29 protein-coding genes are annotated in these 22,322 nt (G+C 36.7%); 12 read left to right on the top strand and 17 right to left on the bottom strand.

The features are described from left to right. Positions 1-76: 76 nt before the first annotated feature. From pepA to EKQ63_RS26190, 5 genes are all read right to left on the bottom strand, one after another. Positions 77-1,561, bottom strand: coding sequence for a cytosol aminopeptidase (gene pepA, locus EKQ63_RS26170; protein WP_087954966.1), 1,485 nt, complete (start codon positions 1,559-1,561; stop codon positions 77-79). 144 nt (positions 1,562-1,705) lie between these two features. After that, positions 1,706-2,332, bottom strand: a complete 627-nt coding sequence (locus tag EKQ63_RS26175; protein WP_140168651.1) for a 3D domain-containing protein — start codon at positions 2,330-2,332, stop codon at positions 1,706-1,708. Positions 2,333-2,418: 86 nt separating this feature from the next. Continuing rightward, positions 2,419-2,736, bottom strand: coding sequence for a YuiB family protein (locus EKQ63_RS26180; protein WP_000027015.1), 318 nt, complete (start codon positions 2,734-2,736; stop codon positions 2,419-2,421). Then, the gene (locus EKQ63_RS26185) at positions 2,733-3,239 is read right to left on the bottom strand and encodes an NUDIX hydrolase (RefSeq protein ID WP_087954969.1); all 507 of its coding nucleotides are present in this window, start codon (positions 3,237-3,239) and stop codon (positions 2,733-2,735) included. Before EKQ63_RS26185 ends, EKQ63_RS26180 begins: the two co-directional genes overlap by 4 nt. Before the next feature lie 122 nt (positions 3,240-3,361). Next, on the bottom strand, positions 3,362-4,570 hold the full coding sequence (locus EKQ63_RS26190) for an NAD(P)/FAD-dependent oxidoreductase (RefSeq protein WP_140168649.1): 1,209 nt from the start codon (positions 4,568-4,570) through the stop codon (positions 3,362-3,364). Between the two features lie 462 nt (positions 4,571-5,032). Between EKQ63_RS26190 and EKQ63_RS26195 the strand changes: the two genes are divergently transcribed. From EKQ63_RS26195 to EKQ63_RS26205, 3 genes are all read left to right on the top strand, one after another. Beyond that, positions 5,033-6,022, top strand: coding sequence for an NAD(P)/FAD-dependent oxidoreductase (locus tag EKQ63_RS26195; protein WP_000829779.1), 990 nt, complete (start codon positions 5,033-5,035; stop codon positions 6,020-6,022). A gap of 125 nt (positions 6,023-6,147) precedes the next feature. Further along, positions 6,148-6,624 (top strand): GyrI-like domain-containing protein, encoded by a 477-nt coding sequence (locus tag EKQ63_RS26200; protein WP_143881641.1) that lies wholly within the window; start codon positions 6,148-6,150, stop codon positions 6,622-6,624. 175 nt (positions 6,625-6,799) lie between these two features. Then, the gene (locus EKQ63_RS26205; protein WP_087954972.1) at positions 6,800-8,047 is read left to right on the top strand and encodes an MFS transporter; all 1,248 of its coding nucleotides are present in this window, start codon (positions 6,800-6,802) and stop codon (positions 8,045-8,047) included. Positions 8,048-8,064: 17 nt separating this feature from the next. Here EKQ63_RS26205 and EKQ63_RS26210 read toward each other — a convergent pair whose 3' ends face one another. Continuing rightward, positions 8,065-8,946, bottom strand: a complete 882-nt coding sequence (locus tag EKQ63_RS26210) for a helix-turn-helix domain-containing protein (RefSeq protein WP_143881642.1) — start codon at positions 8,944-8,946, stop codon at positions 8,065-8,067. 79 nt (positions 8,947-9,025) lie between these two features. Between EKQ63_RS26210 and EKQ63_RS26215 the strand changes: the two genes are divergently transcribed. After that, positions 9,026-9,487, top strand: a complete 462-nt coding sequence (locus tag EKQ63_RS26215) for a 2-thiouracil desulfurase family protein (RefSeq protein ID WP_087996055.1) — start codon at positions 9,026-9,028, stop codon at positions 9,485-9,487. Positions 9,488-9,514: 27 nt separating this feature from the next. On the opposite strand, the gene EKQ63_RS26220 is transcribed toward EKQ63_RS26215, so the two are convergent. Both EKQ63_RS26220 and EKQ63_RS26225 read right to left on the bottom strand, forming a co-directional pair. Then, positions 9,515-9,868 (bottom strand): YxeA family protein, encoded by a 354-nt coding sequence (locus EKQ63_RS26220; RefSeq protein WP_087995152.1) that lies wholly within the window; start codon positions 9,866-9,868, stop codon positions 9,515-9,517. A gap of 105 nt (positions 9,869-9,973) precedes the next feature. Next, the gene (locus EKQ63_RS26225; RefSeq protein ID WP_223290772.1) at positions 9,974-10,075 is read right to left on the bottom strand and encodes a methyltransferase; all 102 of its coding nucleotides are present in this window, start codon (positions 10,073-10,075) and stop codon (positions 9,974-9,976) included. A gap of 281 nt (positions 10,076-10,356) precedes the next feature. On the opposite strand from EKQ63_RS26225, the gene EKQ63_RS26230 reads away from it, so the two are divergent. Continuing rightward, positions 10,357-10,920, top strand: a complete 564-nt coding sequence (locus tag EKQ63_RS26230; protein WP_087954977.1) for a GNAT family N-acetyltransferase — start codon at positions 10,357-10,359, stop codon at positions 10,918-10,920. Positions 10,921-11,029: 109 nt separating this feature from the next. Here EKQ63_RS26230 and EKQ63_RS26235 read toward each other — a convergent pair whose 3' ends face one another. From EKQ63_RS26235 to EKQ63_RS26245, 3 genes are all read right to left on the bottom strand, one after another. After that, positions 11,030-11,383 carry a HesB/IscA family protein gene (locus EKQ63_RS26235; protein WP_000573822.1) on the bottom strand — a complete coding sequence of 118 codons (354 nt, stop codon included), beginning with the start codon at positions 11,381-11,383 and terminating at the stop codon, positions 11,030-11,032. A gap of 41 nt (positions 11,384-11,424) precedes the next feature. Beyond that, on the bottom strand, positions 11,425-12,291 hold the full coding sequence (gene dapF, locus EKQ63_RS26240; protein ID WP_048528380.1) for a diaminopimelate epimerase: 867 nt from the start codon (positions 12,289-12,291) through the stop codon (positions 11,425-11,427). Between the two features lie 245 nt (positions 12,292-12,536). Further along, the gene (locus EKQ63_RS26245; RefSeq protein WP_000595026.1) at positions 12,537-12,776 is read right to left on the bottom strand and encodes a YuzB family protein; all 240 of its coding nucleotides are present in this window, start codon (positions 12,774-12,776) and stop codon (positions 12,537-12,539) included. Between the two features lie 352 nt (positions 12,777-13,128). On the opposite strand from EKQ63_RS26245, the gene EKQ63_RS26250 reads away from it, so the two are divergent. The 4 genes from EKQ63_RS26250 to EKQ63_RS26265 all read left to right on the top strand — a co-directional run bounded on the left by EKQ63_RS26250 (position 13,129) and on the right by EKQ63_RS26265 (position 16,098). Beyond that, a complete protein-coding gene (locus EKQ63_RS26250; RefSeq protein ID WP_000682074.1) occupies positions 13,129-14,199 on the top strand; it encodes an NAD(P)/FAD-dependent oxidoreductase in 1,071 nt (356 codons plus the stop codon). A 230-nt stretch (positions 14,200-14,429) separates the two neighbouring features. After that, a complete protein-coding gene (locus EKQ63_RS26255) occupies positions 14,430-14,603 on the top strand; it encodes an aspartyl-phosphate phosphatase Spo0E family protein (RefSeq protein WP_001103326.1) in 174 nt (57 codons plus the stop codon). 54 nt (positions 14,604-14,657) lie between these two features. Next, positions 14,658-15,317 (top strand): ABC transporter ATP-binding protein, encoded by a 660-nt coding sequence (locus EKQ63_RS26260; protein WP_087995168.1) that lies wholly within the window; start codon positions 14,658-14,660, stop codon positions 15,315-15,317. Beyond that, a complete protein-coding gene (locus EKQ63_RS26265; protein WP_087995169.1) occupies positions 15,301-16,098 on the top strand; it encodes an ABC transporter permease in 798 nt (265 codons plus the stop codon). The genes EKQ63_RS26260 and EKQ63_RS26265 overlap by 17 nt, the downstream gene beginning before the upstream one ends. A 258-nt stretch (positions 16,099-16,356) precedes the next feature. Here EKQ63_RS26265 and phnA read toward each other — a convergent pair whose 3' ends face one another. The 4 genes from phnA to EKQ63_RS26290 all read right to left on the bottom strand — a co-directional run bounded on the left by phnA (position 16,357) and on the right by EKQ63_RS26290 (position 19,149). Then, the gene (phnA, locus tag EKQ63_RS26275; protein WP_000212737.1) at positions 16,357-16,698 is read right to left on the bottom strand and encodes an alkylphosphonate utilization operon protein PhnA; all 342 of its coding nucleotides are present in this window, start codon (positions 16,696-16,698) and stop codon (positions 16,357-16,359) included. A gap of 519 nt (positions 16,699-17,217) precedes the next feature. Then, the gene (locus EKQ63_RS26280; protein WP_087954981.1) at positions 17,218-17,895 is read right to left on the bottom strand and encodes a CPBP family intramembrane glutamic endopeptidase; all 678 of its coding nucleotides are present in this window, start codon (positions 17,893-17,895) and stop codon (positions 17,218-17,220) included. A gap of 98 nt (positions 17,896-17,993) precedes the next feature. Then, positions 17,994-18,788, bottom strand: coding sequence for a nucleotidyltransferase domain-containing protein (locus EKQ63_RS26285; RefSeq protein ID WP_143881643.1), 795 nt, complete (start codon positions 18,786-18,788; stop codon positions 17,994-17,996). Between the two features lie 52 nt (positions 18,789-18,840). Then, on the bottom strand, positions 18,841-19,149 hold the full coding sequence (locus tag EKQ63_RS26290; RefSeq protein ID WP_000248590.1) for a YuzD family protein: 309 nt from the start codon (positions 19,147-19,149) through the stop codon (positions 18,841-18,843). Positions 19,150-19,345: 196 nt separating this feature from the next. On the opposite strand from EKQ63_RS26290, the gene EKQ63_RS26295 reads away from it, so the two are divergent. Further along, positions 19,346-19,582, top strand: coding sequence for a NifU family protein (locus EKQ63_RS26295; protein WP_000431159.1), 237 nt, complete (start codon positions 19,346-19,348; stop codon positions 19,580-19,582). A 194-nt stretch (positions 19,583-19,776) separates the two neighbouring features. Continuing rightward, positions 19,777-19,992 (top strand): hypothetical protein, encoded by a 216-nt coding sequence (locus EKQ63_RS26300; protein WP_001125496.1) that lies wholly within the window; start codon positions 19,777-19,779, stop codon positions 19,990-19,992. A gap of 61 nt (positions 19,993-20,053) precedes the next feature. On the opposite strand, the gene yutH is transcribed toward EKQ63_RS26300, so the two are convergent. Beyond that, positions 20,054-21,055: a spore coat putative kinase YutH gene (gene yutH / locus EKQ63_RS26305; protein WP_087954983.1), complete on the bottom strand. Its 1,002-nt coding sequence runs from the start codon at positions 21,053-21,055 to the stop codon at positions 20,054-20,056. Between the two features lie 120 nt (positions 21,056-21,175). On the opposite strand from yutH, the gene EKQ63_RS26310 reads away from it, so the two are divergent. Beyond that, positions 21,176-21,667, top strand: a complete 492-nt coding sequence (locus EKQ63_RS26310; RefSeq protein ID WP_000665103.1) for a phosphatidylglycerophosphatase A family protein — start codon at positions 21,176-21,178, stop codon at positions 21,665-21,667. Between the two features lie 130 nt (positions 21,668-21,797). Here the strand turns inward: EKQ63_RS26310 and EKQ63_RS26315 are convergent, their stop codons facing one another. Further along, the gene (locus EKQ63_RS26315; protein WP_088326872.1) at positions 21,798-22,277 is read right to left on the bottom strand and encodes a GNAT family N-acetyltransferase; all 480 of its coding nucleotides are present in this window, start codon (positions 22,275-22,277) and stop codon (positions 21,798-21,800) included. Between the last annotated feature and the right edge of the window lie 45 nt (positions 22,278-22,322).

Consider the following 22,322-nt stretch of genomic DNA (forward strand, 5'->3'; position numbering starts at 1 on the left):
AACATGTAGAATAAATCCATTTATACAAAAAGAAAAAGCTGTCTCAAACATTCGAGACAGCCTTTTCTTCAACAAATTATTCTTCTCCGAAACGTTCAACAAGTGTTGCAAGTGTACGTACCATTGCACCTGTCGCTCCAGCCGGTCCTAAATCATGCGCTCCTGATGATTCAGATGTTCCAGCGATGTCTAAGTGTACCCAAGGTGTATCTTCAGCGAATTCACCTAGGAATGTACCTGCCATAACCGCATGTCCTTCGCGGCCTGGTGAATTATTTAAATCAGCGAACTTACTATTTCTCACACGTTCTTTATCACGATCAAAAATCGGTAATTGCCAAATTGATTCATCTGTTTCCATAGATGCCTCTAGCACTTGCTCAAATAACTCTTCATTGTTTGTCATTGCGCCTGTCGTATGATTTCCAAGTGCAACAATTACACCGCCTGTTAATGTCGCAACATCAATCAAATAGTTTGCGCCTAATTTTTTCGCATACGTAATACCGTCAGCTAATGCTAAGCGACCTTCTGCATCTGTATTTAATACTTCAATTGTTTTTCCGCTCATAGATGTGATTACATCGTCTGGCTTAAATGCTGTACCACTTACAACGTTATCTGTTGATGGAATAACAGCGATCACATTTTGCTCTGGGCGAAGTTCACCGATAATTTCCATCGCACCTAATACAGCAGCCGCACCGCCCATATCACCTTTCATACCGACCATGCCTTCACGTGGTTTTAAAGAATAACCGCCTGTATCGTATGTGATTCCTTTTCCAACGAATCCAATAACATCTGTCCACTCTTCTTTTCCTTTATAAATAAGAGCGATCATTTTTGGTGGCTCTACACTACCTTGGTTTACTGCAAGTAACGCACCCATACCAAGCTCTTCCATCTCTTCTTTCTCAAGAACTTTATAATCCATATCATACTTCTCAGCTAACTCAACAGCATACTCAGCGAGCTTTGTCGCTGTTAATACGTTTGGCGGCATATTTACAAGTGTACGAGCTGAATTTGTTGCACGTCCATGTACGTAGCCAACTGTTAATGCAGCTTCAATTTCTTGTGTATCTTCCGCTGTAATAGCCGTGAACTTCTCTAGCTCCACACGATCCTTTTTATCTGATTTATACGTTTGTAACTCATATGTACCAAGGCCTTGTACCTCTGCTGCGATATGAGCGACATCAATCGCGTCTAATTTCTCTGTTACGAAAGAATCAAGCAAGACTGCTGCATCTTGTACTTTTGCTGCTTGCAATGTTTTAAATGCCTTACCAAGAGCCGCACGTAATGTTTCTGTCGTATAAGATTTTTTCTTACCCAAACCAACAAAATAATAACGTTTCACATCTGTTTTTCCTAAACTATGTACTTTTGAAATAGCTTTCTTCTTCGTAGAAAGTTCTTTCTCTTCTAATAAAACTTGTAATTGTCCTTCAAACGCTTTGTCCAGCTCTTGTACAAAACTACTCGTTTTCTCTTCTTCAAATAAGGCAACAATCACCGCTTCATGGCTTCCTAATTCTTTTTGTACGTAAAACATGTTCAGACCCCCTAAATTTCTCTACTCTACCTTTATTATAACTTTATTTTCGATAAAATGCGACAATTCTAACTTCTGTTATTTTATACATAATCGCCTTCCTACTTTATAAAATAAAAAAAGTCTAGCGTAATTAACACTAGACTATCTTTGTTTTAAATATTGACCGCGAAACACTTGCATCGTTTCATCTTGATTTAACATCGTTAACTCTTCTTCTGAAAACTTACCATTTCCTAGCTTAACTATATACACATTTACTTTTTTCTTACCCCATTGGCTATAAACATCTTTCACCGTATCATAATACAAATCAAGACGGTTTCCTTTTATTGCACCGCCCTTATCAGCTACTACACCATACCCATAACCTGGTACGAATAAAATTGTTCCAATTGGGAATACGCGTAAGTCCGCTGCGATTGTGGAATATAAATCCCGTTTCGCCTTAACACCTGAATATGTAATACCATACTCCGGATGTCCCGGCCTCTTACCAGTTGACTCAATTCCCGATGTATAACCTGTTGCAGTCATTTCAATTGAACGATATTTAGACCAGTCATTTGCCTGCTCTAAAGCATTTATCACTTCTTTACTCGGAGCAACATTTCTCTTAACTTCTGCTGCATGTACTTCTTTTGCACTCGTTCCCTCATATTTCTTTACAATCTCTAATAAAGAAACTCCTGTGAAAGCATTCCATGTTACGCATAATGCGGATACAAGTAAACAAGTCATCATAATGCGAATACAATATCGTTTTAACATTTTTATATTCCACACTCCTTCATCGTTAATCATTCCCTATACGATGAAAGAATATGCAAAAAAATAATCTCCAATTGCATTGGAGATTAAAACATTTGATATCCGCTTTTCCGAAGTTTCTTAATGACGATTCCTGCTAAAGCAGCACCAACCAATCCAGTAGATAAAATAAACACATCTGCTTGTCCTAAATGCGATACACTTGTCCCAAATGAAGAGAACGTTTCTTTTGGCTTTGAAAAATAATCCCACATACTCGCCTTATTAATAATAAGCATACAAACAATCGGATATACAATAACCATTACCCATGTCGCTCGTAATATCATGTTGAGTAAAAATCCAATTCCAAAAAACAAAATGAAAAATAACATCATTGAAATAAGTAGTACCGGTATACTCACTCTTTCTCCCTCTCCTTCGTATGTGCCGTAAATACGTGATAGGCTGTATAACCAAACTGCTCTCCTGGATTTAATGTTTTGTCCATTTCAAGATGTAATTCTGATTGTCTTTCTAACAAATATGTAATAAGCACAGACGTATTTGGATCGTCCGCAATCGTATCTGGATGTAGAAATGCTACTTCAGACAATTCCTTCTCCTGTACAATAATATTTTCCCCTTCAGGTTCCAAAAGGAAAATAATCATATTATCACTAATCTCATTGCGAATTACGCCCGATCTAACACCAATGATTCCCTTCACATGAGCGACAATACCTGTTTCTTCTAACACTTCGCGTTTCACAGCTTCATCAACGGTCTCACCTTCATTTACAAAACCAGCCGGTAAAGACCATTTCCCCTTTAATCCACTATATTTTTTCTTAACGAATAGCCACCTGCCATCTTTGGTAGCTACTAGGCCACTGACAGCTAACCATACTTTTCCTCGCTTCTCCATGATGCAATACCCTCCTCTACTAGAACGGACAGAATATTCTTTCTTTTTATATATTATACTATATTTTTCAAATGAAAAAAGCAGAAACAGCTCTTAGCCGTTTCTGCTTTTTCTACTATATATTAAAAGAACTTTAATTTACCTTTTTTAAGAACTAATAAAGGTCCACCTAATAAGAATAGGTAACGGTTATCGATAACTTTCTTCATGAAGGAAGCTTTCCAACCTGTTAACTTTTTGCCCATAACAACGCCCATTGCATCGTCATGACCTAAAGAACATACAGATCCTTTATTGTCGAATACGAATTTTTTCATTTCGCCTTTACCACGAACTAACACAGTTAAGTTGTGCGCAATGTTGTAACCTTGTTGAATTGCGATCTGTGCTGTTGGTGGGTATGGACGGTTAATTTCTTCGTTAATGATTAACGCTGCGTCACCAACCATGAATACATCTTCGTATCCTGGAGCGTGCATGTACTCATCAACTTTTACACGTCCGCGCATTGCTTCAAAACCAGACTCTTCCACAATACCGTTACCACGAACACCTGCAGCCCAAACTACTGTTTCAGACTTAATTAATTCAGTGTCATCGCCATTCGCAACGATAATACCTTCTTCAGTTGCTTCTTTAATTGCTGTACCGATGCGGAATTCTACACCTTTTTTCTCAAGCTGTTTTACAGCGTATTCTACTAATGCAGGATCGAAACCTGGAAGTGCTGTTGGAGCAGCTTCTACACAGATGATACGTGCTTTTTCACGTGGTACATTGTACTCTTTGCAAAGTTCAGGAACACGGTTCGCAAGCTCACCCACGTACTCGATACCAGTAAATCCAGCACCACCAACAACGATTGTTACTAACTCATCGCGCTTTTCATCTGCATATTTAGCGAAACTAGCTTCCATATGCTCACGAATTTCACGAGTTGCATTAATGTTAGCGATTGAGAATGCGTGCTCTTTTAATCCTGTAATTCCGAATGTTTCTGATTCGAAACCAAGACCGATTACTAAGTAGTCATACTCTAACTCGCCGTCTTTTAAGATAATGCGTTTTTCAGCAGCTTTAATTTCTACTACTGTATCTTGTACAAAGTTCACTTTATTTGTATCAATAACGTCTTGAATATCTAGACAGATTTTTTCATCTTGTAATGTACCAGCTGCGCTCTCATGTAACCAAGTCGCTTGGTAGTGATAGCTGTTGTTGTTTACTAACGTAATTTCAGCTTCATTTACAGATAATGCTTTTTGCAGACGAACAGTCGTAATCATCCCGCCATAACCTGCACCTAAAACTACGATTTTTGGAGTCTTCACCAAATCACAACCCTTTTCTTTATATAATAGTAATAAAAAATAATACCAAGTACTAAAAACTCTATTTGTCAAGAATGTGGAATTTATCACATTCTATATCATAACAAAACGCAGTCAAAAAATCGTACGAATTTTGTCATAGAAATTTAACATAATACTTCCCTATATTAGTCGGTTTTATTCCAGAATTCAAGCGTCTGGAGAATTATCAATATTTTAAAATAACATAGCGTTTTCAAGGGTTTTTCAGCCTTTTTTTCATGTATTTTCCTTTCGCCATATTTTATACAATTAAAAAAGCATCTATGCGAAAACTTACACACAATTCAGTCGTTTTCAGAAGTATTATGAACTCAAATATGCTATCATTTATTTGAAGGTGTCATCATTTGCAGGATTTTCGTGTACATATGAACAATATATGAAATCAATATCAAAATTCCATCTATAGGGGGAATGAAAGTGGCAGAAAATCAAAAAGTTTACGACATAACAATTATTGGTGGTGGTCCAACAGGACTATTCACAGCATTTTATGGCGGTATGAGACAAGCAAGTGTAAAAATCATTGAAAGCTTACCTCAACTTGGAGGACAATTATCAGCACTCTACCCTGAAAAATACATTTATGATGTAGCTGGATTCCCTAAAGTGCGCGCACAAGAATTAGTTGATAACTTAAAAGAGCAAATGAAGAAATTTGATCCAACCGTTTGTTTAGAAGAAGCTGTTGATACGCTTGAGAAACAAGCTGACGGTATATTTAAACTTGTTACAAATAAGCAAACTCACTATTCTAAATCAGTAATTATTACTGCTGGCAATGGTGCTTTCCAACCACGCCGCTTAGAATTAGAAGGGACAGCAAAGTACGAAAAGAAAAACTTACATTATTTCGTTGATGATATGAATAAATTCGCTGGTAAGCGCGTCGTAGTATTTGGCGGCGGCGATTCAGCTGTTGATTGGACAATGATGTTAGAGCCGATCGCTGACAAAGTTACAATCGTTCATCGCCGTGATAAATTCCGTGCGCATGAACATAGCGTAGAAAGCTTAATGAACTCTCGTGCAGAAGTAAGCACACCGTACGTTCCAGTAGAACTCATTGGTGATGACAAAATTGAACAAGTCGTTCTTCAGCATGTAAAAACGGAAGAAAAAATTATCATCGATGTTGATGATGTAATCGTAAACTATGGCTTCGTTTCCTCTCTTGGTCCAATTAAAAACTGGGGCTTAGATATACAAAAAAACAGCATTCTCGTGAACTCGAAAATGGAAACAAATATTCCTGGCATTTACGCTGCTGGTGACATTTGTACATATGAAGGAAAAGTAAAACTCATTGCTTGCGGCTTCGGTGAAGCACCAACAGCAGTAAACAATGCGAAAGCTTACTTCGATCCAAACGCAAAACTTCAACCGATGCACAGCTCTAGTATGTTTTAATATAGAAATGAAAAGAACTCCTTTTACGTGAAGGAGTTCTTTTTTTATTACGCTACCGTTCCCTTCCAAAATATGTTACAATAAACTAGAACAAATGTTCTATTCAATAAGGGGGATATTTTAAAATGAAAGAACCTATCATCTTAAAAAAAGAAGCTTTCCAAGCAATCGGCGTTTCGCTTACGACGACAAATGAAATAGAGGCATCTACTGACGGAAAAATCTCCGGGCTTTGGAACCGCTACTTCCAAGAACAAATGATGCATCACATCCCAAATCAACAAACGCAAGAAACATTCGCTTTCTACTCCAATTACGAATCAGACGAAACTGGTACATATCAATTTACAATCGGTATGCCCGTTTCTTCATTAGAAGACGTTCCTGAAAATATGACAACTTTAACAATACCTGCCGCTACGTATGCGGTATTTACAACGAGAAAAGGACCGGTTGCTGAAGTCGTTTGCGAGGCTTGGGACTATATTTGGAAATGGTCAAAAGAAAACAAACGTGCTTTCTCAATAGACTTCGAGCTATACGATGAAAAAGCAACAGATCCAAACAACGCACAATTGGATATTTATATTGCATTAGCCTAAACGACAAAAGAGAAGATACCAAATGGTATCTTCTCTTTTGTCGTTAAATAGCCACTGTGCAAATGCAACATTATTGTCTACAATGAGAAAGTGCAGTATAGAAATATTAGAAACTGTATAAAGTGATTGTTAACAAGTTTTTTAGTTTAAATTTGTCACATAGAAAGGAAGCAATATGGAGGAACTACAACAAAATAAATCTGCTTTAGAAGGAAGCGGAAAACCGTTATTAAAAAATACGAATTTCCTTTTTCTTTGGGCAGCTACTCTTTTTTCAAGTTTCGCTTTAGCCTTTTTTACTTTTTCACAAACGTGGTACATAGCAAAAACATTAAACCTTGAGGCATCACTCGGTGTGGTTTTCGTAGCTCTTAGTGTTCCAAGGCTTATTTTTATGATTATCGGCGGCGCTGTAGCTGATAAATTCCCGAAAAAAAACATTATGTTTTATTCTAATATTGTTCGTGCTATTCTTGTCGCAACTATCCTTACATGGTTTATCGTAGGTGATGTAACACTATATACATTTGCTTTATTCGCTTTATTCTTCGGGCTTGCTGATGCTTTTTTCTGGTCAGCTGATGGATCTATCTTGCCTGAACTTGTAGAAAAAAGCCGTTTAACACAAGCAAACTCACTTACACAAATGACAAACCAAGCATCGGTCATCTTAGGCCCTGTACTTGGCGGCATTCTTATCAAATTTACGAACTATGAAACGATTTTCTCAATTACAATTTTATTACTCATTATCGCAGCCATACTCGTTCAAAAAATACAATTTACGATGCCAGAGCAGCAAAATACAGACAAGAGCATGTTCACTTCTATTAAAGAAGGAATTTTATATGTAAAAGAATCGCCATTCCTTTCAACTTTCCTTATTTGTAGCGCCTTTCTAAACTTATTTTTAATCGGTCCGATGCAAGTCGGTTTCCCGCTTTTCATTAAAAATGTTCTGCATGGTGACTCGCTTCAGTTTAGTTACTTAGAAGCATCTGTAGGTGGCGGAATGGCAATAGGCGCTGTCATTGTCGGTTTAAAAAATATTAATCGTAGACGCGGTCTATTTTGCATTATCATGATGCTACTGTCTGGTGTCTTCTTCTTATCCATCAACTTTAGCACTGTACTATGGCAAGCATTATTAGCTGGCATGTTTTACGGTATTACAATCGCAATGGCTATCGTTCCACTGATGGCGATGATTCAATCGACAGTAAAAGAAGAAATGATGGGACGCGTAATGAGTTTGCTTATGCTATCATCAATGGGCTTTATCCCGCTTTCTTATGCATTCACATCCATCGCGCTTGCACTTGGAATTCCAATCGTAACCGTTATGAAAAGTGGTGCAATCGCCGTTATCGTCTTCGTACTATTTGTAGCGATTCGTGTTCCAGTTGTGAGAAAGTTTGATTAACTACTTGGAGTCATGCGTTATACGCATGGCTCCTTTTTAAACGGATCAAATAACGGTATTCCCTTACTTCTTCTCACAGCTGCTCCCCATTCTAATCCAACTTCTAAAAATAAATCCCGCACTGTACTATATAAAAGAGCCTTCACATTTTTACGGATTTCTCCGTATTTATACGCTCTCACAACACTTTTCACGCGCCAAATGAAATTTCCATACACTTCTTCATCAGCTAATATTTGCTCCAGTAAAACACCTTGCTCTAGTAACCCACTCTTTTTATATGCAAGTTCCACCTTACTCCAAAATATATTAATCTTCTTCGGATTACTCGTCATCGGTAGAAGTGCATATATAAAAGGCTTCGGTATATCATGACGGCAATACGTCTCATCAAGTTCGTACGTTCCTTTTCTATTCTCTTTTATTTGTGGAAAGTTTTTAGACAGAATTGTTTCCCCCTCATTTTTTTGCTCATTTTTACTACAGCCAGCTGCACGATCCTCACTTTCACATGCGGACATTTTCATACGGTCATCCATGCGGTCAATTGCAGATGTAAGAAATACATATAAGTTCGCACTATATCCGCCGCGCTTATGTCTTTCTTTTGTTAAAACACGCTTTATAATTCCTAAATCCTCTAACTTTGCAATAGAGCGGCGTATTGTACGAATACTTTTTCCAACATTCGTCGCAATCGTCTCCATTAATGGACAAGCAACTCCCACTGTTTTCAGTTTCTCATTCACCGCATACTTCCCTAAAAAATGAATGATGGTAGTATCCGTTTTATTTAATTGGAATCGATAGCACTTCAAAACTTGTCTTTGATATGTATTAAACTCTTCTTTACTTCGAAATTCACTATATGGTTTCATTAAGTTATATAAGCTTCCCATTTTTATCACCTCATTTATAAGTAAGAGGCAGGAAGGAAATTTGGCGTGCTATTTAATATTTTTTAGTGGAGATGAAAATATGATCGTAATTAGCGCTTGTTTAGGTGGTATTGCTTGTCGGTATGATGGAAATGACAATCTCGTTTCAAAAATAGGGGATTTGCTGCAGCAAGAAGAGACACTCCTCATTTGCCCTGAAGTATTAGGCGGACTACCAACGCCTCGTCCCTCAGCTGAAATTATTGGCGGGAATGGCGATGACGTGTTGGATGGAAAAGCAAAGGTGATGACAAAAGATGGGGAAGATGTCACGGAAGCTTTCGTAAATGGTGCTTATAAAGCATTAGAACAAATGAAAGATTTGCGCCCAGAATATATTATTTTAAAAGAACGCAGTCCCTCTTGTGGTAGTTCTACAATTTATACGGGAGAATTTAACGGGAATAAACAAACTGGTTACGGGGTAACAACTGCTTTATTCAAAAGACATGGATTGAAAGTCATTTCAGAAGAGGATTTTGAGAATATAAAAAGGAATTGACCCTGTTCGTCAATTCCTTTTTCTTTCTTATTTCACGCCTAGTTTTTCTTTCACTTTCGCAGGAAGCTCGTCTTTCTTCACTTCTTCCCAAGCCGTTACACCTTTTTTATCTGAATGGTATAAGCGTAAGAACGCTTCTTTACGAAGGTTTTTCACAGCTGTAAATTCTAATTCTTTCTCTTTACCTTCTTTATCAAATGCAGGTAACTTATACTCAAATGATTTGAATGGCTGACCACCATCAGCTTTTTCATTCTTCTCAATTCCATCAGTCTTAATTTGAACGTAGTACTCATCTTTACCCATACGGTTAATATCACAACCAACTAACAAACTTGCAAATACAACTAAAATACTAAACAGTGCAATGTATCTTTTCATTTCCTTCACCTCATGTGTTTTTCTTATATTGTTATCTTAAAGCACAGAGCTTAAAGAAGAAATTCAAAAACATGACATGAACATTACACTTTTGTAAGATAATGATTATTTCTTCACTTTAGAATCCATACTTATTCCATCAACATTTGGAATAAGTATGGATTCTAAACTTGGATGAGTTGCTACCACTTCGTTAAACTTCTTCATGCACATAAACCAACCTCTAATTATGCAAAAGACAAAAATCATAAGAAAATAGATGAAAAATAATAATTCCTTATTCAACTAACTCATACATTAGTTGAATAACATAAAGCTACTTCAGCAGCCATTTTTTGTACCAACTAGCAGTTTCGTCTTCAATATATGAAAAGGGATTTCTAAATGATGAAGTGAATATGTATTTATTGTTTTCTAACTTTTGAGCGAAAGTTTTTTACATAAGTTTCATTCTGTCCTAATTTAAAGGTTTCGAGAGGAGAAATAATATGAATCCCATTTTGTTAGATGTTCCGTTACAAATAGAAACAGATAGACTCATCCTTCGGGCACCACTTCAAGCTGGTGAAGGGAATGTAGTACATGAAGCTATTAAAGATTCAATTCTTGAATTAAAGCCATGGTTGTCTTTATTCCAGTCAATTCCTACTGTTGAAGAAACGGAAATTCTCCTGAGAAATGCGCATTTAGATTTTTTGAAAAGAGAAAGCTTTCGCTATCTTATCTACCATAAGGAGACGAATGATTTTGTTGGAACGGCTAGCCTTCACCGAATTAATTGGAATGTTTCTAAATGTGAAATTGGGTACTGGGTTAACACGCAATTTAGTGGCAGTGGCTATATGACCGAAACAGTAAGTACGTTAATAAACCTTGGATTTCAGTTATTCAACTTTAGAAGGATCGAAATACGATGTGAATCTCATAACACGAAAAGTCGTGCGATTCCTGAAAAACTAGGCTTTGAGCTTGAAGGGATATTACGTAATGAAGATCTTTCAGCTGACGGCAAGCAACTAACTGATACTTGCATCTATGCAAAGATAAAGTAAAACTTTAATGAGCCATTACCAATTGGACTTTTACGCCAAAAGAAAAGGCCTTTTTAACGATTATTTTATTCCATCGCTAAAAAGGTCTTTTTCTATTCCTGCTAAAAACTTAGCACTCTTCTGGCTTACCAGCATTCGTCGCTGTACGGAAAGATGATCCACATCCGCATGATGCGATTGCGTTTGGATTGTCAATTGTGAATCCGCCGCCAAGCATAGATTGTTTATAATCAATTTTTACTCCTTTAACAATTGGAGCACTCTCTTTATCGATAACAAATTCAACACCGAAAAACTCAAGAACTGTGTCGTCTTCTTTTGGTTCTACTTCAAATCCTAAGCCGTAAGAAAGACCACTACATCCGCCGCCGTGTACAGCAAGGCGCACGTACTTCTCTCCATCTTCAGCATCTTTTAACATATCTTTAATTTGAAAAGCTGCTTGCTCTGTAACTTCAATCATGAAATACACCATCCTTTCTGTTCTCATTCTATTATACATCTTTACGCTTCTATCTTGTACTCATACACTCCGCGGCAAATTACTTCCGCTGGTCCTTTCATTAACACGTTTCCTTCTTCTGTCCATGCAATCATTAAATCGCCGCCAGCTAAATGAACTGTAATTTCCTTACCACGTTCCATCTTTCCATTTAAAATAGAGGCTACAACTGCAGCACACGCCCCTGTTCCGCAAGCTTGTGTTACACCGGATCCACGTTCCCAAACGCGGAAATTCATCTCTTCCTCATTCAAAATCTCGATAAATTCAACATTTACTCGTTCCGGGAACATTTCATGCGTCTCAAGGACTGGACCAAGTGTTGTAAGAGGTGCTTGTTCTACATCATCAACAAAAATAACCGCATGCGGATTTCCCATTGAAACAGCTGTAAATGCATAACGATGATTATTGTATAAGAAGTTTTCACGAATAAATGGTGTTTCCCCTTCACCAAGCATCGGTATTTCTTCACGTGTTAAACGAGGTGCTCCCATATCGATTTTCGCTAATGTAACTTTCCCTTCTTCTACCGTTACTTCCGCCGTTACAATGCCAGCTAACGTTTCAATTGTGAAAACTGTATCTTCTACTAGTTTATGCTCATACGCATATTTCGCTACGCAGCGTAAGCCGTTACCACAGCTCTTTCCTTCTGATCCATCATTATTAAACATGCGCATTTTCACCGGCGCTACGTCAGATGGACAAATTAAAATCATTCCATCTGCTCCAATACCAGTATTAATATTTGAAACCTTTTCCGCCACAAGAGCTAAATCTTCTTCAGGAATTTGTTCTTCAAACATATTTACATATATATAACTGTTGCCAAGACCATGCATTTTTGTAAAAGAAAATTGGCTCATTTGTATTCACTCCAAAAATAATTTGTTATGTTAAGTATAAAATGCACGCTTTTAGAACACAATATGAATGTCCCCCGTTTCTCATATTTGACAACATTTGGCGATGAGCCATTCTTGCACAAATGGTGTAAGAAAAAAAGCCCTTCTAAAAGGGCCTTTTTTTATTTACATACAATATTATCCCCCCATGCGAAAGAAGATTTTATCTAATAGAAAAAGAAAAAGGTGCTGCCGATTGCAACACCTTAAAACATTGGATTTTCATCCAAATACTCATATACATTATTAACAAGCTCTTCTACTGTAGCACCTTGTACAACTTCACCATTTACAAGTGCAAACGGTCCTTCAAAACAAATGCCACAATATCCTAAACAACCATACTCCATTACATCTAAATTCGGATCTTTTTCTAATTTCTCTAAAGCTGCTTGTGAGCCACTCGCAAGGTTACCTACACAAAATTCAATTAATGGTTTAATCAAAATTCTCCCCCCTGTACTACAAAACAAATTACCTTCTGACTTTATCTATAAGAAGAAAACTAAGCTGTCTCTTGTTGTTTTCGTTATACATCCTAAACTATTTAGTTACTTCACTATTTCACTTCAAAGTAGATGGTTTTATTTTATATAACATGCTACTTGCGATGAAATGGTAACTAAATAAGAAAAACAGTTTACTCTACTTTTCTTCTTATTGTACAACAGAGTATTCATTCATGCATTGTTATTTGTTCACAAATTCGATATAATTTGATTGAGTAAAGTCAAAATATTTTATTAATATAAAATTTTATGATTAGGGGATATTTCAACAGAAAAGGGGTAATCCATCATGAAACACCTCGTAATATTAGGTGGCGGCTACGGTGGAATGAGAATTCTGCAGCGGCTACTTCCAAGCAACCAACTTCCAGATGATGTACAAGTGACATTAATCGACAAAGTACCATATCATTGCTTCAAAACTGAATATTATGCATTAGTTGCGGGTACTATTTCAGAAACGCATATTCGTATACCGTTTCCTGAACACCCACGCCTCAATATTCAATACGGCACAGTAACAAATATTGATCTCGAAGAAAAAGCTGTTCATCTCGATGGCGGCGAAGCGATCCAATATGATGATTTAATTATTGGACTTGGCTGTGAGGATAAATACCATAACGTTCCTGGGGCGAAGGAATATACACATAGCCTACAATCGATTGAACAAACACGTAAGACATATGAACAATTAAATAGTCTAGAACCAAATGCAACGGTAGCTGTCGTTGGTGCTGGATTAAGTGGCGTTGAAGTTGCAAGTGAACTTCGCGAAAGCCGTTCTGATTTAAAAATTTACTTATTTGACCGAAAAGATAGAATTCTATTCCCATATCCAGAAAAATTAAGTAGATATGTAGAAGAATGGTTCGTAAAACATAAAGTTACTATCATACGAAACTCTAACATTACAAAAGTAGAGCCAAATATTGTGTACAACCACGATGAACCACTTGAATGTGATGCAATCGTCTGGACAGCTGGTATTCAAGCAAATGAAGTTGTTCGAAACCTTCCAGTTGAACAAGATGGTAGCGGACGGGTTGTTTTAACAAAATATCACAATATTCCAAATAACGAGCACGTATATGTTGTAGGAGATTGTGCAGCACTTCCACACGCACCATCTGCACAACTTGCTGAAGGGCAAGGAGAACAAATTGTCCAAATATTATTGAAACGTTGGAATAATGAACCGCTTCCTGACGAACTACCTGTCATTAAATTAAAAGGTGTTCTCGGCTCTCTTGGTAAGAAGCATGGCTTTGGTTTACTAGCAAACCAGCCATTAATGGGACGTGTACCGAGGTTATTAAAATCCGGTATCCTCTGGATGTACAAATATCATAACGGTTAATACTTTACAGGCTGTCTACTAAGTAGGCAGCCTCTCTTATTCGTTAAAATATAATTATCAGACACATCTTTCTCAATATGAATCATGATTTATTTTTCATTTTCATATTAAAAACTACCAATAAACAGTGTATGCTATTGATAAGTTGTTTTATTTCCTTTAAGGCCGAATTCATTCGGTCTTATTTTTTGTGTTGTAAATACTTTTACAGGAGGCATTCCATTTCACTTATGAACGTAACGAAACTAAACGATCGAATAGAAGCGAAGAAGAAAGAGTTGATTCATCTCGTTGAACAATATGGATTCACTCATCATAAAGTAATTTCTTTCAGCCAAGAATTAGATCGTTTACTTAACTTATTAATAGAAATCAAGACGAAGAAAAAACGTTGCTCTTTATAACCGTTACCTTCTCTTTTTTGATACGATAGAACTAGAATCAGAAAGGAGCCATCTATGTTTATATTAAAAGACGTTACATATAAAGATATACTGCACATTCCTTATTTACAGATTCAAAAAGAAAAAATCACATGTATAATCGGTGAGAGTGGGAGCGGAAAAAGCACACTGCTCCGTATGTTAAATGACTTACAATCTCCAACATCTGGAACAATTGAATATAACGGAAAATTAATTTCTGACTATCCCCCTATTCAATTACGACGTGACGTAGTCATGCTTGGGCAAACGCCACCTATTTTCGATGGAACCATTAAAGACAATCTATTAATGGGACTTCGTCTTTCTGAAAAAAACTTTCCAAATGATGATATTTTGCAAAGCGCATTAAAGATTGTTAGCTTAGAAAAAAATTTAGAAGACAACGCTAATTCATTATCAGGCGGGGAAAAACAACGACTTGCTTTTGCACGTATCGTACTTATGGATCCACCTGTTTATTTATTAGATGAACCAACTTCGGCGCTAGATAGCGATACAGAACGACGCGTTATGAAACAATTTACTACGCTAGCAAGAGAAAAGAACAAAACAGTTATCTTCATCACACACTCGCAACAACTTCCAGAAGAAATTGCAGACGATATTATTGAGATTAGTAAAGCAAACGGTGCAACTAGAAAGGACGTGCTCTCAGTTGAAGGGCGTGATTGAACTCCAAATTTGGCAACTTGCCGCTGCATATATTTTCATTCTTATTTTAATCGGGCTCGTGAAATTAAAAGGGATACCTCGCGAAAAACAAATCGCGCTCGCAACGTTCCGTATGACGATTCAGCTCGTACTTGTTGCCTATGTCCTTACATACGTATTTGAAAATAGTAATCCATTTTATACAATTGCTCTCATTACTTCTATTACTACCTTTGCAATTTTTAATATTTATAAACGAGTCAACATCCCAATGTCAAAAGACTTAAAACGAGTAGCCGCTCTTTCCATGGTCGCCGGATCAATTGGGCCACTTCTACTATTTATCTTTGTTATTATCGGACACGATCCATGGTATGCCCCGCAATATATCGTTCCGATTACCGGAATGTTAGTTGGGAATGCGATGACAGGTGTTTCTCTCGGTGCAAATACATTCTTAAACAATATGAAATCGCAAAGAGGTCAAATCGAGGGGGCACTTATGCTCGGTGCCACACCGAAAGAAGCCGCTGCTCCGCTCATACGCGACGCTTTTGACTCCGCTATTTTACCAACAATCAATTCGATGGTCGGAATGGGAATTATAAGCTTACCGGGCATGATGACTGGTCAAATCTTATCTGGTGTATCACCATTTACAGCCATTCAATATCAAATCGCAATTATACTTGGTATTTCAGGAAGTACCGCTTTTGCTGTCATTATCTTTTTACAGCTTGGCTATAAAACTTTCTTTAATAAGCGGTGTCAGTTGAAGGAGATTGACTATGGCGGACGGTAAATCTTGCTTTTTGCTCGGTAAATGATGCACCTTTCTCGGTGAGTAAAATTATATCGACGATTTTTTGAATATATCGACTGTAACTCAAATTATATCGGCGATTTTTGAAATATATCGATCGTAACTCAAATTATATCGGCGATTTTTGAAATATATCGATCGTAACTTTAATTATATCGGCGATTCGACAAGGAATATCGACTTACCGACAAAAAATGACATAATAAAAAGAGGAGGCTAGTCGCCTCCTCTTTTTACTTACGCCTTCTTAACAAATTGTGATTTTAACTTCATAGCTCCGAAACCGTCGATTTTGCAATCAATATCGTGATCGCCATCCACTAGACGGATGCTCTTTACTTTCGTACCGATCTTCACAACTGAAGAAGTTCCTTTTACTTTTAAATCTTTAATGACAGTAACAGCATCGCCGTCTTGAAGAACGTTTCCGTTCGCATCTTTTACAACTTTTGCACCATCATTATTTTCAGCTTCTGCTTCTTGGCCCCACTCATGAGCACATTCTGGACATACGAAAAGAACGCCATCCTCATACGTATATTCTGAATTACATTTTGGACAATTTGGTAAAGTAGCCATAAATTCATTTCCTCCGTTCATTATTTATACGTAAAAATCAAATTTGATGTTTACATCTCGATAAATAAAATTTGTATAGCATTTCTATATAGTGCCATAGTCTCACGTTATTGACAAGCCTACCTCAAATTCTCATTTTTTATTGTATTTTACAAAATTTCAATCCGTATGGTGTTTCCAAGTAAAAAAGAAGAACCTTCACAAGATTCTCCTTTTCAAAATGAACGAGTTCTCACTAGAGCCCCCAACCATTTTCCTCAATGTAAAATCGATACTCTTCTAGCTCATCTTCACTTAACTTCTTATTATTCTCATATACTTCTTGCCATTCAAAATAGCCTTCACTTAAATATATTAGAATACTTATGAATGATACGTTCAATACACTAAGTTAAGCATTTTACATATTTGATAATAAAAATGTTTCACATGAAACTATCTATATTTTGTATTACCTTGTCCCTACACAATGTGTGTAAAGACACTACAAAAAGACGCCCTTTTCAAAGAGGCTTCTTTTTATAGTTGAAAATTTACTAATAAATAAAATGAATTGTTTAATACATGAATTCCAATTGGAACGAGTAAATTGTTTGTTTTCTTATAGGTGTAGGCTAAACATATCCCTATACCAAAAATATATAAAATACTCCCTACTGTAAGGGGATGCCCTAAAGTAAATATGAAAGCACTTATAACGGCACTACTAAGTGTAGAGAAGCGCTGAGATAATTTCATAAAAAACATACCTCGAAATACAATTTCCTCCCAAATAGGCACAAAAATTGTGAGCACAACTACGTATAGAATGATTTCACTTGAAGTAGGCTCTATCACTATATTAGATTCACCCACACGAAGCCCATTTGATAAAACTAAATTTAACACCGCAAGATATATAAGCAGTACGATTATCGTCATTACTATTGTTACATAATGTTTAAAATGATTGAACTGTATTGATTTTAATAGCTCCAAACAGTAATTTCTTGCTGGTGAATATATTAAAATAATAGTGAGAAATGTTAAAGGCGGAATAAGATGATTTACATACCACGGATATAATGAGAAGTCATATAAAAAGTTCAAATAACCAATTCCATACATTACCCCAAAAATAATTATTATCATACTGATTACTTCTAGCATACTCATTTGTACATTCTTTTCTTTATATGTAACTAATTCCGTGTCCATCATATCCCCTCCAGTATAATTAAACCTTTTTAACCATTATATACCAAATTTTATGTAAAAAAAGACAATACACCACAATGTATTGCCCATTTTCTTCCCTACCATTTCTCTCTACATGTTTTAATTAAATGCAGTAAGTACTTCTTTGTCATATCTGCCCTTCTCCACCTTGAGAGCATTCGCTTTTCTTTTGGATTCTGCCGTATTCTTGCTACTTCTTTTAATAAAAGCTCCCATTCTTCCGCTGGATGTTCTAATAAGTATTGTAGTCCTCTATCTTTTGAAACGATTGTTTTATGATCTAGTGTATATAAAATACGCCCCATCGTAACGACCGCTGATTCTACCCATTCTTCTATAAAGAATAAATATGGCTGCTTCGCCTTTCCACTCCAGTACTGTTCTACGTTGTATTTCATCGTATTTACTACATCATCCCACCTTATTTGAAACGGGAGATCCTCTGCTTCTTTCCCGATAACTGTAATACCTTGATTTTTCAATGTCCACCATGTGACTGCATTAATGTCCCAATGACCTATATTCGCCTTACCATCTGCACAATACACGTACTCATTCATTTCATCATTGTATTTTCCTAAATCAGCTAGTGGAATATACATACCATCCATTCTTTTACCTAACGTACTACCGCCAAGTTTCTTATGAAGTTCTACCAGTTTCTGTTTTTCAGCTTCATTCACAGAATCACTTATTACCGTAACAAAATCAACATCACTCGTTTCTGTATGAAATGCACCGAGTGCGATGGATCCGTAAATATACACCCCGACTATTTTTTCATCTAAAAAAATTTCTTCCAGTCCTCCTATGTACTGCTCCATCAACTGCTCTACTTCTTTTGGTAACGCATGCTTTACTACATTCTCCACATCTATCCCTCCAATAAAAAAAGCCTTTGCAAATTCGCAAAGACTTCCTACTTTATAAATACTTCTCGATTTCTTCGTAAACATCCTTCAAACGAGGATTTCCTTCTCCAACAATTTCTCCGTTTACAAGAACGACCGGATAAAATAAATCTTCCTCCACTACACGCTCTGCGAATGCTTTTTTGTCTTCATCTTCTTGTTCTTCTTGAAAATCAATATACTCGAAATTAAATTTATTTTCTTGTCCTTCATATTTACGACCAATTGCTGCTTGTAACCACTCAAACGTTTCTGTTGAAGATGGCATTCCAACGCAGCTTGCACAAATTACTTTCGTCCCATACACTTGCACATTAACCATTTCTTCTCCCCCCACTTCTTGTTCTAACAGTATATTCAGATGTCTTAGTACATAAGCACATCATTTTACAAACTTATTCCATACCCCTATACTGAAAAAACACGATACAATATTTCGACAATAAAACAAGAAGAGAAAAAATAGATTTTCCCCTCTATCTTGATTATAATAAAACTGATGAAAGGAGTCGATAAAAATGGAAAACCCACATATGCAAGAACAAGTACTAGAAGTATTAGATAAATTACGTCCATTCTTACTTCGCGATGGCGGAGACGTTGAATTAGTAGACATTGAAGAAGGTATCGTAAAATTACGCCTTATGGGTGCATGCGGAAGCTGCCCAAGTTCTACAATCACACTAAAAGCTGGTATCGAACGCGCATTACTTGAAGAAGTACCAGGCGTTATCGAAGTAGAACAAGTATTTTAATTAAAAGCGGAAGCGGCTCGTTCAAAGTCACTTTCTAAAAGGAGACCAAATTTGGTCTCCTTTTTTTATTCAAATAACACTTATCCGTTAACATCATAAAACAAAATTGGAAATCCTTCTCAAAAAATGCGATAATTGATACTATATAGTGAATCGTTCACACATATAAAGTAAAAAACATAGGGGGACGACACATGCCAAAAATGGGGAACACTTTTTTAACAATTCAAGAACTAGAAAAGAAAAAAGAATATTTATTAGGCCTTTCATCCGTTATACCAACATGGAATGCGAGCTATCAATTTTTATTTAAAGAAATCCAGCAAGAATTATTGGGTAAAGTAAATGAAAAACTCGAAAAACATCAATTCGTTTTAAATATATGTGCAGAGCAACAAGTAGGGGCATAATGTATTACATACAATTGTGGTATATAAAAAAGAGACCTCACTCGGTCTCTTTTTTATATTTTTAAGACAGCCAATCTAATTTTCTAATCCCGAGCTTATCAACTGGTAAACGAAGTGAGCCATAAAAGTGCTTCATAAATTGCTCAGAGCGGTTCACATCGTGTAAAATGGCTTCTAAGCGATCTCTATATATGCTTTTTTGTTCTTCATTTCCAGTTTGGTAATATCGTTCGACTGTTTCAAAATAGTGAAGCGGGAACAAGAGCCTTGCAAATAATAGGCGCCAACCAAATGAGGATAGCGAATAATTCCGTTCATAATCTGTAACAAATTGAACAATTGTTTGCTCCCAGTCTTTCTTTTTTTCTATCATCATATAGCGAATCCATTCTGCTATATCTCGAGTTGGGTGATCATACACCCAGTCAAAAGGAAGTTTGAGACGCTTCGTTTGATGCCATAATAAAGGTGTGAATCGTTCTTGGCAAATTGTTGCGGCATCAGTTAGTTGTGGCGTATCATCCATCTCTGTATCAACAACATATTGAATGGCATTTTCTGCAACTCCTAAGTAATACGGGAAGGATTCGATAAACAATTGATCGAATACGTCTGTAGGGTGATTCATCACTTGTGATTGCCAAAACTTTTCTAACTGATCGAGCCTTTTTTCCCATAACGCTTTCCATTCACCAATGCGGCTTAATTGCTCAATTTCTTCTGGAAAGAATGCACCTCGTTTATGGAATATAGAAAGCTCACTTCCTAATGACGTAGCATGTCGTTCTAACGCGCGCATACCTTTTAATAAGCAGTAATTTTGTTCTTCTATCTCACTTACATAGTACCCGTGTATAGTCGGAACGAAAGTCGCTACAGTTATATCCCCTTGCTGGTTCATATAGTCACTGAGCTTTTTCATCTCTACAAGTACTTCTTCCTCCATTTCTCCAATTGGAACAAGTACATAAATTTTGTTGCGAATCCAAAAGCTTTTATAGGGGCCAAGGGGGATTAATTCTTTAACATGCATGTGATAATGCTCATAAATATGATGAATCATCGCAGTCGCCACCTATGGTTTTTCTTTATATATATGAGCTTGTGCTCGCCTTTCATTCCTATGCACATGATAAAGCAACGAAACGTATACAAATACTAAAAAGAAAAAAAGGTGATAAACATGAAAGAATCAAATCAACTACAAGAAAGAGCATTACAACTATTACAAGAACGTGGTGTAACAATTGACGATATTGCTGAACTTGTTCATTTTCTTCAAAAAAAATATCATCCAAATTTAGAGATGTCAGAATGCCGTTATAACGTTGAGCGTGTATTATCAAAACGTGAAGTACAGAATGCACTAATTACTGGTATCGAACTCGATGTTCTTGCTGAAAAAGGAATGTTAAGTGAGCCGTTACAAGATATCGTAAAACGTGATGAAGGCTTATACGGAATTGATGAAGTTATCGCACTTTCTATCGTTAACGTGTACGGCTCTATCGGTTTCACGAACTTTGGATATATCGATAAATTAAAACCTGGTATTTTAGAATACTTAAATGATAAATCAACTGGAAAGGTGCACACATTTCTTGATGATATCGTTGGCGGAATTGCTGCCGCTGCTTCAAGTCGCTTAGCGCACAGAGCTGAGCATTCGGAATAAAGTAAGACTTTAATCAGTGGGGGTTTTATGGGCAGTTGATCCCCCACCTAAATTCTTTGCTTTCGCTGAATTTTGAGGTGGCGGTCTTACTGCCCATTAAAGCGGGATAAAATATGAAAGACCGTCAGTTTCATACTGACGGTCTTTCGTATTCCATGAGCATAAATTCCCTTCCGCGGCTCAAAAAAATAGGACCTTGCTGAAAACCTATTTTTTTATATAGCTTAGTCGCTCTTGTATTAAATGTCGCAACACTAAGTCGCAACGTTTTCGGCTTATATTCTTTCACAACAAACGCTATCCCAGCTTGCAAAAACATTTCGCCCATCCCCTTCCCTGTTAACGCTGGCTTCATGCCAAGTCCGATATCCATTACATCTTCTCCGCCATATAAATGAGCATCTCTTCCACCTGGAACTTGTGCATTTTTTCCAAAACAAAAATAGCCGATGAACTCTCCTTTATCGTCAAAACAACCATAATACGTCCCATCTAATAGCTCTTCTATTACTTCAGCCTCTCCTGAAAAACTATATAGATTATATGGCTCCTCGTACGTCCACGTATTTATCTCATTTGCTTCTTCTACTGTTAACTTATGTATATCCACCTTTCTCTTCCCCCTATTATATTTCTACTAACAATATTCGATACT

The organism is Bacillus sp. BD59S (assembly GCF_007363175.1).
GTDB classification, from domain to species: Bacteria; Bacillota; Bacilli; order Bacillales; family Bacillaceae_G; genus Bacillus_A; species Bacillus_A pacificus.